This window comes from Streptoalloteichus tenebrarius (assembly GCF_024171885.1).
Classification (GTDB): Bacteria; Actinomycetota; Actinomycetes; order Mycobacteriales; family Pseudonocardiaceae; genus Streptoalloteichus; species Streptoalloteichus tenebrarius.
The window spans coordinates 61,673-77,225 of the sequence record NZ_JAMTCP010000023.1 but is presented as its reverse complement, the minus strand read 5'-3'; the positions used below and the strand labels follow the sequence as shown (position 1 = coordinate 77,225).

At 71.5% G+C, this 15,553-nt stretch carries 14 protein-coding genes; 2 read left to right on the top strand and 12 right to left on the bottom strand.

All coding sequences use genetic code 11. The features are described 5' to 3' along the window. Positions 1-27: 27 nt before the first annotated feature. From LX15_RS19220 to LX15_RS19200, 5 genes are all read right to left on the bottom strand, one after another. Positions 28-885 (bottom strand): ABC transporter permease, encoded by an 858-nt coding sequence (locus LX15_RS19220; RefSeq protein WP_253670999.1) that lies wholly within the window; start codon positions 883-885, stop codon positions 28-30. 9 nt (positions 886-894) lie between these two features. Next, positions 895-1,746 carry an ABC transporter permease gene (locus LX15_RS19215; RefSeq protein WP_253670998.1) on the bottom strand — a complete coding sequence of 284 codons (852 nt, stop codon included), beginning with the start codon at positions 1,744-1,746 and terminating at the stop codon, positions 895-897. Between the two features lie 2 nt (positions 1,747-1,748). Continuing rightward, on the bottom strand, positions 1,749-2,711 hold the full coding sequence (locus tag LX15_RS19210; protein WP_372502755.1) for an ABC transporter ATP-binding protein: 963 nt from the start codon (positions 2,709-2,711) through the stop codon (positions 1,749-1,751). Between the two features lie 122 nt (positions 2,712-2,833). Beyond that, positions 2,834-3,244, bottom strand: a complete 411-nt coding sequence (ndk, locus tag LX15_RS19205) for a nucleoside-diphosphate kinase (RefSeq protein WP_253670997.1) — start codon at positions 3,242-3,244, stop codon at positions 2,834-2,836. 230 nt (positions 3,245-3,474) lie between these two features. Then, on the bottom strand, positions 3,475-5,040 hold the full coding sequence (locus tag LX15_RS19200) for an alkaline phosphatase D family protein (RefSeq protein WP_253670996.1): 1,566 nt from the start codon (positions 5,038-5,040) through the stop codon (positions 3,475-3,477). A 152-nt stretch (positions 5,041-5,192) separates the two neighbouring features. On the opposite strand from LX15_RS19200, the gene LX15_RS19195 reads away from it, so the two are divergent. Beyond that, positions 5,193-6,239 (top strand): ABC-2 transporter permease, encoded by a 1,047-nt coding sequence (locus LX15_RS19195; RefSeq protein WP_253670995.1) that lies wholly within the window; start codon positions 5,193-5,195, stop codon positions 6,237-6,239. Positions 6,240-6,263: 24 nt separating this feature from the next. On the opposite strand, the gene LX15_RS19190 is transcribed toward LX15_RS19195, so the two are convergent. From LX15_RS19190 to LX15_RS19175, 4 genes are all read right to left on the bottom strand, one after another. Continuing rightward, entirely contained in the window at positions 6,264-6,653 is a 390-nt protein-coding gene (locus LX15_RS19190; RefSeq protein ID WP_253670994.1) for a DUF4233 domain-containing protein, read from the bottom strand. Between the two features lie 16 nt (positions 6,654-6,669). After that, positions 6,670-8,037 (bottom strand): bifunctional tetrahydrofolate synthase/dihydrofolate synthase, encoded by a 1,368-nt coding sequence (gene folC, locus LX15_RS19185; RefSeq protein WP_253670993.1) that lies wholly within the window; start codon positions 8,035-8,037, stop codon positions 6,670-6,672. A gap of 5 nt (positions 8,038-8,042) precedes the next feature. Then, on the bottom strand, positions 8,043-10,682 hold the full coding sequence (locus LX15_RS19180; protein WP_253670992.1) for a valine--tRNA ligase: 2,640 nt from the start codon (positions 10,680-10,682) through the stop codon (positions 8,043-8,045). 115 nt (positions 10,683-10,797) lie between these two features. Beyond that, positions 10,798-11,457, bottom strand: a complete 660-nt coding sequence (locus LX15_RS19175; protein ID WP_253670991.1) for a hypothetical protein — start codon at positions 11,455-11,457, stop codon at positions 10,798-10,800. 175 nt (positions 11,458-11,632) lie between these two features. Here LX15_RS19175 and LX15_RS19170 point away from each other — a divergent pair, with 175 nt between their 5' ends. Beyond that, on the top strand, positions 11,633-11,776 hold the full coding sequence (locus tag LX15_RS19170; RefSeq protein ID WP_253670990.1) for a hypothetical protein: 144 nt from the start codon (positions 11,633-11,635) through the stop codon (positions 11,774-11,776). A gap of 144 nt (positions 11,777-11,920) precedes the next feature. Here LX15_RS19170 and LX15_RS19165 read toward each other — a convergent pair whose 3' ends face one another. The 3 genes from LX15_RS19165 to LX15_RS19155 form a co-directional block, all read right to left on the bottom strand. Further along, positions 11,921-13,921: an AbfB domain-containing protein gene (locus tag LX15_RS19165; protein WP_253670989.1), complete on the bottom strand. Its 2,001-nt coding sequence runs from the start codon at positions 13,919-13,921 to the stop codon at positions 11,921-11,923. Positions 13,922-14,352: 431 nt separating this feature from the next. Next, entirely contained in the window at positions 14,353-14,619 is a 267-nt protein-coding gene (locus LX15_RS19160; RefSeq protein WP_253670988.1) for a hypothetical protein, read from the bottom strand. Then, positions 14,607-15,503 carry a hypothetical protein gene (locus LX15_RS19155; RefSeq protein ID WP_253670987.1) on the bottom strand — a complete coding sequence of 299 codons (897 nt, stop codon included), beginning with the start codon at positions 15,501-15,503 and terminating at the stop codon, positions 14,607-14,609. The genes LX15_RS19160 and LX15_RS19155 overlap by 13 nt, the downstream gene beginning before the upstream one ends. Positions 15,504-15,553 lie beyond the last annotated feature (50 nt).

The window sequence follows — 15,553 nt, the reverse complement described above, 5'->3', positions numbered from 1 at the left end:
CAGGGTACCGGCGTCGCCGACGCCGACTCAGCGCAGCAGGAGCCTGCCGAGCCGCCGCGAGGCCACCACGGCCCCCAGCGCGGCGAGGACCAGGAAATAGGCGGCGTGTCCGAGCATGCCCCAGTGCACCACCCCGGTGGCCAGCCCGCGCATCAGCTCGATGGCGTGGTAGAGCGGGAACACCTCGACCGCCACCTGGACGGGACGCGGGTAGACCGTGAGCGGGTAGAAGGTCGTCGAGAACAGGAACATCGGCACGAGGGCGAGCTGCACGAACTCGAAGTCCTGCCAGGAGCGCAACCAGGTGGTGGCGGCCATGCCCACCGCGGCGAAGGCGAAGGCCACGAGCAGGGCGGCCGGTAACGCCAGCACGGCCCACCACGAGCCGACCAGGCCCATGCCGAGCATGACGACCAGGAAGCCGCCCGAGTACATCCCGCCCCTGATCAGGGCCCACGAGATCTCGCCGAGCGCGACGTCGACCGGCCCGAGCGGCGTGGCGAGCACCGCGTCGTAGAGCTTGGCGTAGCGGAACTTGAAGAAGATGTTGTACGTGGCGTCGTAGATGGCGCCGTTCATGGCCGAGGCGGCCAACAGCGCGGGCGCCACGAACTCGGCGTAGGTCAGCGGCTGCCCGTCGGGACCGGTCACCTCGCCGACGAGCGCTCCGAGGCCCTGGCCGAGGGCGAGCAGGAAGAACAGCGGTTCGAAGAACCCGCTGACCACCGCCATCCACGTGCGGCGGTTGACCAGCAGCGACCGTTCGACGAGCGTGTGGGCCCTGCCCGCGTAGAGGCCGGGCGGCAGCACCCGGGGCAGGAGCCCGGACCGCGCCGGCGGGGGCGGCGGTTCCCCGGGGGGTCGGGTCAGCACGTCCTGGGTCACCGCTCCCCCTCACGCCGTCAGCCGGACTCGGAACCGCCACCGGGTCAGCAGCACGCCGCCGACCAGCAACGACACCAGGTAGCCGACGTGGCCCGTCGCGGCGGCGGCCGAGACCTCGCCGACCACCGCCCCGCGCGCCAGTTCGGTGCCGTGCCACAGCGGGGCGATCCAGGCCAGGGGCCGCACGAGCGCCGGGAGCTGCTCGACGGGGAAGAAGGTGCCCGCGAACAGGGTCATCGGCAGCACCACGAACCGCAAGACGACGTTGAACGGCTGTCCTTCGGAGCGGATCGAGGCGGAGAACGCGGCCAGAGGCGCGGCGAAGGCCATGGCGGTCAGGACGGCGACGGCCAGCGCGGCGAGCGCGCCGACCCCGGCGACCGCGCCGAACAGGGCGGCGACGAGCAGGTAGGCGGCTCCGGAGACGGCCACCCGGATCGCGATCCACAGGAGCGCGCCGTGGGCGAGCTGGTGCGGGGTGACCGGGGTGGCGGCCACCGCCCAGTAGTTCCTCTGCCACTTGAAGCCGGACAGCACGGGGTAGGTGGCCTCCCCCGTCGCGTTCTGCAACGCGGCGGCGACGAGCAGCGCCGGGGCGATGTACTGGAGGTAGGAGACGGTCGCGAGTTCGGGCACGGCGCGGGCCGCGCGGCCGCCGCCGTCGACGAAGCTGCCGAGGCCGACGCCCATCGCGACCAGGTAGAGCAGGGGCTGGAGCACGCTGGAGACGAGGGTGGAGCGCCAGTGTCGCCGGTACCAGGTCCACAGACCCTCGACCACCAGCAGCGGCCCCCGGACGGGGCCGGGGACCTGGCCGGAGGGTGGGGCGGTGGCGCCGACGCCGCTGGTCGTGGTGGTCATCGTCAGTCCACCAGGCTGCGTCCGGTGAGGTGGAGGAAGACGTCCTCCAGCGTGCCGCGGCGCACCAGGGTGGCCACCGGCTGGAGGCCGCGCCGGTGGGCGGCGGCGAGCGCGGCCTCGCCGTCGCCGGTGTAGAGCAGGAGCCGGTCGGGCAGGGCCTCGACCCGTTCGGCCAGTTCCCGCGCGACGGGCACGGCCCGCTCCTGGTGGCCGGGCGCGAACCGCAGTTCGACGACCTCGCGGCTGGCGTGGGCGCGGATCAGCTCGGCGGGGGAGCCCTCGGCGACGACGCGACCGTCGTCCATGACGACGAGGCGGTCGCAGAGCTGCTCGGCCTCGTCCATGTAGTGCGTGGTCACGATGAGCGTGACGCCGTTCTGCTTGAGCCGGAACAGCCGGTCCCACAGCAGGTGTCGCGCCTGCGGGTCCAGGCCGGTCGTCGGCTCGTCGAGCAGCAGCAGCTCCGGGTCGTTGACCAGGGAGCGGGCGATGGTCAGGCGGCGTTTCATCCCGCCGGAGAGGGGTTCGACCTCGTCGTCGGCGCGTTCGGTGAGCTGGGCGAAGTCGAGCAGCTCCTCGGCCCTGGCCCGCACGTGCGCGCGGGGCAGGCCGAAGTAGCGGCCGTAGACGTGCAGGTTCTGCCGGACGGTCAGCTCGTTGTCGAGGTTGTCCTGTTGCGGGACCACGCCGATGCGGGCCCGGATGCGCGGCCCGTCGACGTCCGGGTCGCCGCCCAGCACCCGCAGGTCGCCGGAGGTGCGCGGGGACACGCAGGCGATCATGCGCATGGTCGAGGACTTGCCGGCGCCGTTGGGTCCCAGGAAACCGAAGGCCTCTCCCCTGTGGACCTCGACGTCGATGCCGCGGACCGCCTCGAAGTCGCCGAAGCGCTTCACGAGTCCGCTGGCGCGCACCAGAGCCGTGTCCCGGATCACAGAGGCGACAGTATCCGGCTCCTCCGACATTCCGGAGCGAATTTCGGCCCGCGCACGAGTCCCCGCAGGACGCCGACAGGGTGAGGGCCGGGTGTCGGCGACGCGACACCCGGCCCTCACGCGGTTCCGCCCGGGAAGGCGAGTTCAGCGGCTCACAGGTCGGGGAACCACAGCTTGATCTCGCGCGCGGCCGAGTCGGCCGAGTCCGAGCCGTGCACCAGGTTGAACTGGGTCTCCAGCGCGAAGTCGCCGCGGATGGTGCCCGGGGTGGCCTTCTCCACCGGGTCGGTGCCGCCGGCGAGCTGCCGGAACGCGGCGATGGCCCTCGGGCCCTCCACGACGGCCGCGACCACCGGGCCGGAGGTGATGAACTCCAGCAGGGACTCGAAGAACGGCTTGCCGTCGTGCTCGGCGTAGTGCTGCTCCGCCAGGCCGCGGTCGACGGCGCGGAGTTCGAGCGCGACCAGCTTCAGGCCCTTCCGCTCGATCCGGGAGATCACCTCGCCGACCAGGCCACGGCTGACGCCGTCCGGCTTGACCAGGACCAGGGTGCGCTCGGTCACGGGGTCCTAACTCCTTCGTGAGGGGTGGTACGAGAAACCACGCGAAGCGTATCCGGCCGGGGCGTGGGCCAGGTCACCGGACCAGGACCAGCACGCTCCGCGCCGGGGCGATCGCGCTCCGGGCGTCATCGCCCGTCCGAGTGTGCCGGACGGCGGGGTGGGGACGGCGCGGGCGTCCCCGGGCGTGGCTCGTCAGGGTGCCATGCCCGGGGAGCGGTCAGCGCTGGCGGTCAGCGCTGGGGCCGGAGTGTCTTCGACCAGAGCGAGGCGCCCTTCGCGTCACGCAGGTGCACGGTCAGGTCGCCGCTGCGCCCGTCCACCTCGACCTCGCCGAAGTGCTGGAAGCCGTCCCACGGGGACGTGTTCGCCGCGGGCGGCGCGTGGACGAAGACCGCCTCGGGCCCGAACGTCGGGTCGAGCTTGTTCGGGCCGAACGCCCCCGCGTGCAGCGGCCCGGACACGAACTCCCAGAACGGGTCGAAGTCCCGGACCGCCGCCCGGTCGGGCGAGTAGTGGTGTGCGGCCGTGTAGTGCACGTCAGCGGTCAGCCACACGACGTTGCGGACACGGCGACGGGCGATCTCCCGCAGCACCCAGGCGATCTCGGCCTCCCGGCCCGCCGGCGCGCCCGGTTGCCCGTTGGCGATCCCCTCCTGCGCGGTGCCGTCCGGCACCACCAGGCCGAGGGGCAGGTCGGCGGCGATCACCTTCCACGTGGCGTGGCTGCGCCTGAGCGCGTCCACCAGCCACCGCGCCTGCGCCTCGCCGAGGATTCGCTCGGGGCCGGCCGTGCCCGGCGAGTTGGCGTCCCGGTAGGTCCGCATGTCGAGCACGAAGACCTCGACGTGCCGACCGAACGGGAAGCTGCGGTACACCCGCCCGTCCACGGCCCGCTTCGGGTCCAGCGGTACCCACTCGTGGAACGCCTGGAACGCGCGGGCGGCGAGCACGTCGACGCGCTTCTCCGTGTACCGGTCGTCGGCGAGCACCTCGCCCGGGTACCAGTTGTTGGTGACCTCGTGGTCGTCCCACTGGTTGATTTGGGGCACGGAGGCGGCGAACCGGCGGTAGTGCTCGTCGAGCAGGTTGTAGGCGAACTGGCCGCGGAACTCGGCGAGCGTCTCGGCCACCTTGGACTTCTCCGGGGTGACCAGGTTCCGCCAGCGTCGCCCGTCCGGCATGGTGACGGTCTCGGCGAGCGGGCTGTCGGCGTAGACGGTGTCCCCGCTGCACAGGAAGAAGTCGGGTTGGCGGGCGGCCATCGCCGAGAAGATGGTCATCCCGCCGAGGTCGGGGTTGATGCCCCATCCCTGGCCGACGATGTCCCCCGACCACACGAACCGCACCCCGTCCCTGCCGACCGGGGCGGTGCGGAAGCTGCCGGCGACCGGCTCGCCGCAGGCGCGGCCGTCCAGGTCCTCGGCGCGCACCCGGTAGTGCACGCGCCGCCCCGGCGGCAGGTGGTTGATCCGGAGCTTGCCCGTGCCGTCGGTGTCGGGCGTGAGCAGCGGCCCCCGGTAGGTGCGCGTGACCCGGAACGACGGGTCGAACGAGACGTCGACGAGCATGCGCGACGGGCGGTCCGCACGGGTCCACACCAGGGCGCCGTCGCTGGTGACGTCGCCGCACTGCACGCCGTGGGTCAGCCGGGGGCGGTCGCCCCGCACCAGGGCTGGGGCGGCGGCGGGGCCCGCCAGCGCGGTGGACGGGACGACCAGCCCGCCGGCGAGCGCGGCGGCGCCGACGGCGCCGGCCCGCAGCAGGGAGCGACGGTCGAGGGAACGCGGGTTCTCCATAGCCGGGTTCTTAGTCGGGCCCGACGACGGGCAGGCGACGCCGAGATGAACGCGAATCACCCCTTCGCATGAAGCCGGCCGGCGGGGCATGCGTGTCGGTTGGCCGGTCCCCGCTGGTCGTCCGACGATCCCGGGGTCGGGAGGTGGTGCCCGTGACGGAGCTGGACGAGCCGCCAACGGCTCCGATCGCACTGGGCCGACGGCTGCGCGACGCGGTCACCCTGCGCGCCGTCCTGCTCGTGGTCGGGGTCCTCCTGCTGCAACTGTCGTTCATCGTGTCCTACGTCGGGGCGTTGCATCACCCGCAGCCGCACCACATCCCGCTCGCGGTCGTCGCCCCGCCACAGAACGCGGTCGACCTCGTCGGCCGCCTGAACGGGCTGCCCGACGAGCCACTGGACGCGCGCAGCGTGCTGGACGAGAGCGCGGCCCGGCGTCAGATCGACCGCAGGGAGGTCGACGCGGCGCTGGTGATCGAGCCGGACAAGGACAGCGACCGGCTGCTGGTGACCGGGGCCGGCGGTCCGGCGCTCGCCGACGCCGTCGGCGGCATCGTCGGCCGCGTCTACACCGAGCAGGGGCGCCGGCTCACCGTCTCCGACGTCAAACCCGTCGCCTCGGGCGACGGCCGCGGCCTGTCCGCGTTCTACCTGGTCGTGGGCTGGATCGTCGGCGGCTACCTGGTGGCGGCGATCCTCGGGCTCAGCAGCGGGACCCGCCCCGCCAACCCCAGCCGCGCCGTGATCCGCCTGCTGGCGCTGGCGCTCTACGCGATCGTCTCCGGGCTCGGCGGCGCGCTCATCGTCGGCCCGATGCTCGACGCGTTGCCGGACAGCCTGGTCGGCCTGTGGGCGTTGGGCGCGCTCATCGTCTTCGCGACCGCGGCGGCGACAATGGCGCTCCAGGTCCTCGCCGGACTGGTCGGCATCGGCGTGGCGATCCTGTTCTTCGTCGTGCTCGGCAACCCCAGCTCGGGAGGGCCCTTCCCGCAGGCCCTGCTGCCCACCTTCTGGCGGGTCATCGGCCCGTACCTGCCGACGGGCGCGGGCACCAGCGCCACCCGCAACGTCGCCTACTTCGACGGGGCCGCGCTGGCCCTGCCGCTGTGGGTGCTCGCCATCTACGCCGTCCTCGGCGTGGCGATCACGCTCATCGTCTCGGCCCGCTTCCGCGACCAGCCGGCGCCGCCCCCGTTCTGAGGGCGGGCCGGTCAGCGGGGCTGGTCAGCGGGGGCCGGGGGATGTCCCCTGGGACAGCCGCCGCGCCACGTCGCGGCGCAGCCAGAGGATGCACGCCCACACCAGCGCGAACAGCACGCCGAGCGCGCCCAACGCCGGCGAGATGAAGAACGTGAGCACCATCAGCGCCTGGAGCGCCAACGCGAGCCCGAGGCCCCACGACCGGCCGACGAAGCCGCTGGCCAGCACCATCGCCACGGCCAGGCCGACGACGAGCACGCCGTTGGTGGACGACAGCCCGCCGCCGAAGCGGTGCACCACCGGCAGCGCCAGGCCCACGACGATGGCCTCCATGACCAGGGTGCCGGCCATGACGCCGCGCAGCCCCTTCCACGGGTCCCTCGCCGGCGGCTGGGGCGCGGACTGCTCGGTCACCTCGGGGCCTCCCCGCTCACGCCGGTTCCTTGCCGAACAACGCGCGGGCCTCCCCCGCCGTCACCACCGACCCGGTCACGACGACGCCGGCGCCGGAGATCGGCTCGTCCGGGTCCTCGGTCTCCTCGGCCAGGCCCACGGCGGTCTCGATCGCGTCGTCGAGGCGGGTCTCCACGACGATCCGGTCGTCGGAGAAGATCTCCCGCGCCAGCACCGCGAGGTCGTCCGGGTCCATGGAGCGCGGCGAGGAGTTCCTGGTGAGCACCACCTCGGTGACCACCGGCTCCAGCGCCTCCAGGATGCCGCGGGCGTCCTTGTCGCCCATCACCCCGACGACGGCCACGAGCCGGCGGAACGCGAACTCGCCGCTCAGCGCCGCGGCCAGCGCGCGGGCGCCGTGCGGGTTGTGCGCCGCGTCGACCAGCACGGTGGGCGCGTTGCGCACGCGCTCCATCCGGCCCGGCGACTGGACCGAGGCGAACGCGTCGCGCACCGCGTCGACGTCGAGCTGTCGCCCCTCGCCGGCGCCGAAGAACGCCTCCACGGCGGCGAGCGCGAGCGCCGCGTTGCGGCCCTGGTGCTCGCCGTGCAGCGGCACGAAGACCTCGTCGTAGACGCCGCCGAGCCCCTGCAACCGCAGCATCTGCCCGCCGACGGCGAGCCGGCGGTCCAGGACCCCGAACTCCATGCCCTCGCGGGCGACGGTGGCGCCCACCTCGGCGCAGCGCTCCAGCAGCACCCGCGCCGCCTCGGGCTCCTGCGCCGCCAGCACCGCCACCGAGTCGGGCTTGATGATCCCGGCCTTCTCGGCGGCGATGCTGGCGATGTCCGGCCCGAGGTACTCGACGTGGTCGATGCCGACCGGGCAGACCACGGCGATCCTGCCGTCGGCGACGTTGGTGGCGTCCCAGGTGCCGCCCAGGCCCACCTCGACCACCGCCGCCTCCACCGGCGCGTCGGCGAACGCGGCGAAGGCCATGCCGGTGAGCACCTCGAACTTGCTCATCGGCACGTCGCCGCGCTCGTCGACCATCCGCACGTAGGGCTCGATGTCCCGGTAGACCTCGACGTACCGCTGGGGGCTGATCGGCTGGTTGTCGACGTTGATCCGCTCGGTGGCGAGCTGGAGGTGCGGGCTGGTGTACCGCCCGGTCCGCAGCCCGACTCTGGTGAGCAACGCGTCGATCATCCGAGAGGTCGACGTCTTGCCGTTGGTGCCGGCGACGTGCAGCACGGGGTAGTTGCGCTGCGGGTCGCCCAGCACCTCGGTGAGCAGGCGGATTCGGTCCAGCGACGGCGCGATCCTGGTCTCCGGCCACCGCTGGTCCAGCTCGGCCTCGACGGCGCGCAGCTCCGCCAACGCCTCCTGGTCCACCTTCGCCATGGCGCTCAGCCCTCCGGAAGGGCGGCCAGCCGCGCCCGGAGCCGCTCGATGTCGGCCAGGGCGGACTCCCGCCGGCTCCTGATCTTGGCCACCACCTCGGCCGGAGCCTTGTCGGTGAACTTCGGGTTGCCCAGCTTGGCCTCGCAGCCGGCCAGCTCCTTCTCGGCGGCGGCGAGGTCCTTGGCCAGCCGCTTGCGCTCGGCCGCCACGTCGATCGCGCCGGACAGGTCCAGCTCGACCTGGACGGTGCCGCCGGGGAGGCCGACCTCCAGCGAGGCCGAGGCCGTGAAGCCGTCGACCGGGGCGTCCAGCCTGGCCAGGGCCCTGACGGCGGCCTCGTGCCCGGCCTGCTCGGCCTCGGCCAGGCCAACCAGCCGCGCGGCCACCCGCTGGCCGGGCTTGAGGCCCTGGTCGGAGCGGAACCGCCGGATCTCGGTGATCAGCTTCTGCGCGCCGGCGACCCGGCGGGCGGCGTCGGCGTCCGCGTCGGCCGCCGTCCCGGCCGGGGTCGGCCACTCGGCCACGACCAGCGACTCCCGCCCGGTCAGCGTCGTCCACAGGACCTCGGTGACGAACGGGATCACCGGGTGGAGCAGGCGCAGCAGCACGTCGAGCACCCGACCGAGCACGGCCCTGGTGGCCTCGGCCCGGTCGCCGCCCTCGGCGATCTGGACCTTGGCCAGCTCCACGTACCAGTCGCAGAACTCGTCCCACGTGAAGTGGTAGAGCGCGTCGCAGAGCTTGGCGAACTGGAAGCCCTCGAACAGCTCGTCGACCTCGGCGACGGTGGCGTCGAGCCGGTCCAGGATCCACCGGTCGGCGTCGGTGAGCCGGTCGCGCGCGGGGACCTCGCGCTCCACGGTGGCGCCGTTCATCATCGCGAACCGGCTGGCGTTCCACAGCTTCGTGCAGAAGTTGCGGGAGCCGGCGGCCCACTCCTCGGCCAGCGCCATGTCCGAGCCGGGGTTGGCGCCGCGGGCCAGGGTGAAGCGCAGCGCGTCCGCGCCGTAGCGGTCCAGCCAGTCGAGCGGGTCGATCACGTTGCCCCGCGACTTGGACATCTTCTTGCCCTGGGCGTCGCGGATCAGGCCGTGCAGGAAGACGTTGTCGAACGGCTGCCGCCCGTCCATGGCGTACAGGCCGAACAACATCATCCGGGCGACCCAGAAGAACAGGATGTCGTAGCCGGTGACCAGCACGCTGGTCGGGTAGAACCGGTCGAGGTCCTCGGTGCGCTCCGGCCAGCCCAGCGTGGAGAACGGCCACAGGCCCGACGAGAACCAGGTGTCCAGCACGTCGGGGTCCTGCCGCCAGCCCTCGCCCGAGGGCGGCTGCTCGTCGGGCCCCACGCAGACGACCTCGTCGTTCGGCCCGTACCAGACCGGGATGCGGTGGCCCCACCAGAGCTGCCGCGAGATGCACCAGTCGTGCATGTCGTCGACCCAGTCGAAGTACCGCTTGGCCAGCTCCGGCGGGTGGATCGTGGTGCGGCCGTCGCGCACGGCGTCGCCGGCGGCCTTCGCCAGCGGCTCGACCTTGACCCACCACTGCATGGACAGCCGGGGCTCGACCACGGTGTCGCACCGGGAGCAGTGGCCCACCGAGTGCAGGTAGGGGCGCTTCTCGGCGACGATCCGGCCCTGCTGGCGCAGGGCGGCCACGATCGCGGGGCGTGCCTCGAACCGGTCGAGGCCCTCGAACGGGCCGTGGACGGTGATGTTGCCCCGCTCGTCCATCACGGTCAGCGACGGCAGGTCGTGCCGCTGGCCGATCTCGAAGTCGTTCGGGTCGTGCGCCGGGGTCACCTTGACCGCGCCGGTGCCGAACTCCGGGTCGACGTGCGCGTCGGCCACGATCGGGATGCGCCGGCCGGTCAGCGGCAGCTCCACCTCGGTGCCGACCAGGTGCCGGTAGCGCTCGTCGTCGGGGTGCACCGCGACGGCGGTGTCGCCGAGCATCGTCTCGGCGCGGGTGGTCGCCACGACGATCGCGTTCTCGCCGTCGCCGTAGCGGATCGAGACGAGCTCGCCCTCGTCCTCGCTGTGCTCCACCTCGATGTCCGACAGCGCGGTGCGGCAGCGCGGGCACCAGTTGATGATCCGCTCGGCGCGGTAGATCAGGCCGTCGTCGTAGAGCCGCTTGAAGATCGTCTGGACGGCGCGGGACAGGCCCGCGTCCATCGTGAACCGCTCGCGGCTCCAGTCGACGCCGTCGCCCAGCCGGCGCATCTGGTCGAGGATGCGGCCGCCGTACTCGGCCTTCCACGACCACACGCGCTCGACGAACGCCTCCCGGCCCAGGTCGTGCCGGGACCGGCCCTCCTTGGCCAGCTCCCGCTCCACCACGTTCTGGGTGGCGATGCCGGCGTGGTCCATGCCGGGCAGCCACAGCACCTCGTAGCCCTGCATGCGGCGACGCCGGGTCAGCGAGTCCATGAGGGTGTGGTCCAGCGCGTGCCCCATGTGGAGGGTGCCGGTGACGTTGGGCGGCGGGATGACGATCGTGTACGGCGGCTTGTCGCTGCTCGCGTCGGCGGTGAAGTAGCCGCGTTCGACCCACCGCTCGTAGAGCTCGCCCTCTACCTCCGCCGGGTTCCACTGGGGCGGGAGGTCGGCACGGGCCTGCTGCGGAAGGGTCTCGGTCACGCGGAGAGTTTACGAACCCCCGATTGTGGCCCGCACGGCAGTTCCGACACCAGAGTCGCGCACCCCTGCCCCGCCGCCCGCGCCGGCTCCCGGCCCAGGGTTCTGCCGATCTTCATCACTGTGGGGGACACACGTGACCATCGAGGAACACCCTGATCTCCAGGACGAACGCTGGCAGCGGGCGGCGCGAAGACGCGCCTTCCGGGACGCGCGTCGGGCCCGCCGCCGCGCGGGGACGCGCCGACACCTTCCCAAGGTCGTCGCCGTCCTGTCCGCCGTGGCCCTCGCCGGCGGGCTGGCGCTCCACCAGTCCGGTCGGCTCGACAGCCTTCTCGCCGTCAGCGCGCCGAGCACCTCGACGGGACACACCTCGACGACCGCCCCGTCCACGGTCGAGGCGGTGCGCAAGGTCGACCTCGCCCGCCCCTTCGCCGGCACCCCGGCCGAGGGATGGGCCGACGGCGCCGCCGGCTTCGTCGCCCCGCCGTCCGCGCCCGTCGCCGGCTACTCGCCCGAGCAGGTCGCCGAGGCAACCGAGAAGGTGCGGCGGTTCCTCACCACCGCGCGCCTGGACCGCCAGGTCCTGGAGAACCACACACCCGACCCCGTCCTCGCGCAGCTCGACCCGGAGAGCCTGACCGAAATCCGCGCGAAGCTCGCCGAGGGCAACGTGGCCGAGACTTCCTGGCTGCTCACCCGGGTCAGCAAGGGCCACCGGCTCCTCCCGGTCGAGCCGAAGGTCAACGGCCGGATGTGGGTCGAGCCCGGCGAGCACGGCACCCTCGCCGTGCACACGAACCACGTCATCGCCTACGCCTTCGACCCTGGCGACGAGAAGCCGACCGGGCCGATGGACATCGTGGCCCTCGAACGGTGGGGAGGCGACCTACCTCGTAGGGAACGGCATCAAGGGCCTCTGGCCCGCCAAGACGGAGGGCTTCACCTACTCGATGGCCTGCGGAGAGATCAAGAAGGGCTTCCTCGCCCCTTCGATCTCCGAGCGCCGGCTCCACGGCAGGTCGGCCAAACACGACTCGGCCTACTACTTCGACCCCGCCAACCCCATCAGCGACGAGAACGCCTGCGGCAACTGACCCCGCCGTGCCCCTGGCCGACGAGGACAGCGGTCAACGAAGACAGGGGCGGTCATCCCGACAGCTTCCTGTCAGGACGACCGCCCCTGCCGTTCACCTCGCAACCCGCGCCGGGATCACGTCACGCGGCCGGGGCGACGGAAGTCACTTGCGGACGTCGGTGGTCCTACCGGTCCTCGGGTCGTGCTCGATCCGACCGTGCTGGAACTCCTGCACGAGCACGCCGTCCCTGTCCACCTGGTCACTCACGGGGTAGCCCAGGTACGAACGCTCCCACCCAAGCTGCGACCACTTGTCCCGGATCGCGCCGGAGACCGCGTGCGGGCCGACCTCCGGAAGCCAGAAGATCGACGCGTTGTTGGTGAAGTGGTTGAACCGGCCGACACCGTCCGCCGCCGCGGACTCGTCGGTCGTCGGGTACCCGAGACCGCGCTCCCAGCCGAGCTGCGCCCACTTCTCACGGATGGCGCCGCACACCAGGTGCGGACCGGTCGGCATCGTCCAGTAGATCGAGCAGCCGTTGCTGAAGTGGTTGAAGCGGCCGGTGCCGTCCGGCGTCGAGGCCTCGTCGGTGGTGGGCACCCCGATGCCGGACTTGTGCGCGCCGAGCTGGTCGTACTTCGCGAGGATCCCGCCCTGCATCGCCTGCGCGCCGGTCTGCGGCGTCCAGTACAGCCTGGCGTTCTCGTAGTTGCGCCACCGCACGTCGCCGTCCGACTTCTCCTCCTCGACCGGCTTTCCGACCCGACGCCGCAGGGTGTCGTCGTTGAGCCAGCGGAGGCTGATGCCGGTGGACACCGGGTACCAGCCGTGCACGCGCCAGGAGGCGTCCACCTTGAACAGCTTCGGGTTGTCGAACCAGTGCTCGCCGCTGTCGTTGGCCGCCCACAACTCGGCATTGATGTGCCGCAGGAAGCGTCCCTTGGCGCTGAAGGACTCCAGCGAGACCGCCTCGCCCATCAGACCGGGGCGAGAGCACCAGGTGGCGTCCCGGCGGAACTGCTCGCTGCCGTCACTCTTGGCCACGAGCACGCGGAGGTTCTCCTGGCGGAGGTAGACGCCGGGGCGATCGGCGACCTCGAACGAGTGGCACTCGGTGTTGGCGAGGCCGGGCAGGACGCGCCAGTGGGCGTCGGCGCCGAGCCCCTTGGCCGGCACGGGGTTGCCGGGATCGATCCGGGCGGGGCCGTCCGAGTTGTGACGGATGTACCAGCCGCGAACGCCGACCGTGTCCGCCTGGAGGGACTGGACCAGGGCGTTGCCGTACTGGCCGATGCGGAGGAACCACGAGACGGCGCCGGGCCCGGCGGCCAGCGCGTCCTTGGCGGCGTCGACCAGACCAGGGTGGACCAGGCTCTTCTCGGCCCTGGTCTGGATCTCCAGCAGGCGCCGCTTGTCGGCCTCCTCCTGCTTGCGCAGCTCGTTGGCCTTGTCGCGGTCGTTGGCCTCATAGATGCCGGTGTCGATGAACCGCTTCCACACGGCCGGGTCGGAGCTGCGCAGGGCCGCGACGGCGGCGGACTGCACCTCGGTGTCCGGCTTGGCCCGGTTCCAGACCTCGCGGATGAAGTTGTCGTCCGACAGCGCGAGCATGCCGTCGGTCGGCTCGACGCCGAGCACCTGCCGCATCGCGCGTTGCTTGGCGGCGCGGTCCCTCTGCCGGGCCTTCTCCGCCTCGTTGGCCTGCTGGTCCTTCTCGATGGCGTCGAGCTGGTCCTGCTCGTGGGCCTTGCGGATGCCCTCGGCCAGGAACGCCTTCTGGCCGGCCTCGTCCTTGCCGAACGCGTCCAGCGCCGCGGCCTTCACCTTCGGCCCCGACGCCCGCTTCCACAGGTCGTAGACGAAGTCCTTGTAGCTCAGGACCAGCATCTCCGCCGTGGGCTCGATGCCGATGACCATCGCGGCGTTGCGCTTCAGCTCACGCGCGATCCGCGCCGCCTCGGCGTCCCGCTGCTCGTTGCTCTGGTCCCGCTTCACCGCGTCGTGAATGCCGAGCTTGATCCACGTGGCGCAGTCCGCGTCCGTGCCGCCCAGCGCCAGCTCGGCCGAGGCGCGCACCTCCGCGCCCTTGGCCTGCCGCCACAACGCGAACACGAAGTTGCGGTCGTTCAGCACGAGCAGCTCGTTGCTCGCGACGATGCCCAACGCCGAGGCCGCCCGGACCTTGTCATCGAACGTCGCCGGCGTCTCCGTCTGCTTCGGCTGCTCCGCCGACGCGTTGGCCGCAGGACCCTCGTTCGCCGCCGCAGGAAGCGTTGAGGTGACAACAGAAAGAGAGAGTAACCCAACCAGGAGAACAAAAATTTTCCTGGTCGAAACAGATTTTCTTCTCACACTGACACCCGCCATCTCGGACTCAAGGTCCGACGAGCTCCTGAAACTCGCGCGTCGGAGATTTTTGAACATGTCACACGAACCTCCTCCAGTCGGGAACATCCAAGGTGGGGCGTGCGCCTACTCGGACTCGGAACACTCTCATGGCCACGGCCATCAGTCGGGAAACCCGAAGTTACGTCCCCAGAAATCGCTCCCTCCCTTCCCACGTCTCTTTCGGTCCCGTGGGGCTACGTGGCTCCTCATCCACCCCAGATTTCGTCGAGGACGTTGCCCCGACTGTCGAGCACCACGAACTCGCCCCGCACCCAGAGGGAGACGCCCCCGGACCAGGAGGTCACCTCCAGAGACCTGAGCTGAACCTCGTTCAGGCAGGCGTAGAGGTATTCTCCCGGGCCAAGTTCGTAGAACATTCCCACCGGCTCGAACCCCACGGTCCCCGCTGCTTCGTCAGAAACACCGACCTTCAGTCGAACGATCTCTCCGCCCACGTGGGTCAGCCTCCCCATGCGTCGATAACCTCCTGGCACAACTTTACGCGGGACGGGGCCGTGGGATTGTTGGGCATATTTATCTCCACCCACCGGTAGAAGTCCTGAAGGCGCTGCGCGTCCTGCTTGGTCGCGGCTCTCCTGAGTTCCTCCGGGCCGCGCTTCCCGATGAGCTCCCGGGGAATCTTCGGCCCATGTCCTCCCCAGATCCGGTTGCCCACCTCCTGCGCCGTGCCGCCGTCGAGGTTCTTTGGCAGCTCGATCCTGCCCTTCGGCGTGACGAGGTCGACGATCTCGCCATTGGAGTCCACGGAGAACCTGGGACACGTGGGGTTCGCGCTCGCCGTGGCGAAGAGGTGAGAATTTCCCGCCGTTCCCATTGTCAGCGAGCAGGCGACACGCGCCTCCCCTATGACCCGGCGCCCGTTCTCGAGGATCCTTCTTCCCCACGAGGTTCCCTCAAGGAACTTGGCGACGCCTCCGATCACCCTCCCGATCGCCGCGGCGACCGACGGCAGCTTCGCGATGATGAGGACGAGTGAGGCGGCGTTCACGACGGTCCAGACACAGGACGCGATGTTGCCCTCGCCGAAACACTTCTTGAGATCGTTGATGCCTGTGACCTCGAGTAGGACCTCGGCGCCCACCTCCTTCAAGAACTGAAGGATCGACTTGTTGGCACCGGCGAGTCCCTCCCGATACTCCTGAACCAGGTCGGGACCACCCATCGAGTAGAGCAGTCGCTCTTCCTCCGACGTCAGGTCCGGATGGTCCCCACCACCACTTTGTTTCGCGGCCTCCTCGCGATGTTTGCGTTCTTCCTCGCGGGCGGCGGCCTCGGCGCGCTCGGCGGACCTCAGGGCTTCGACGGCGTGTTCGCGGGCGTTCTCGAACGCGGCCACCCGGCCGCGAGGTACGGCGAGCTGGGTCACACCGCCCCGTCGCGGGGAGG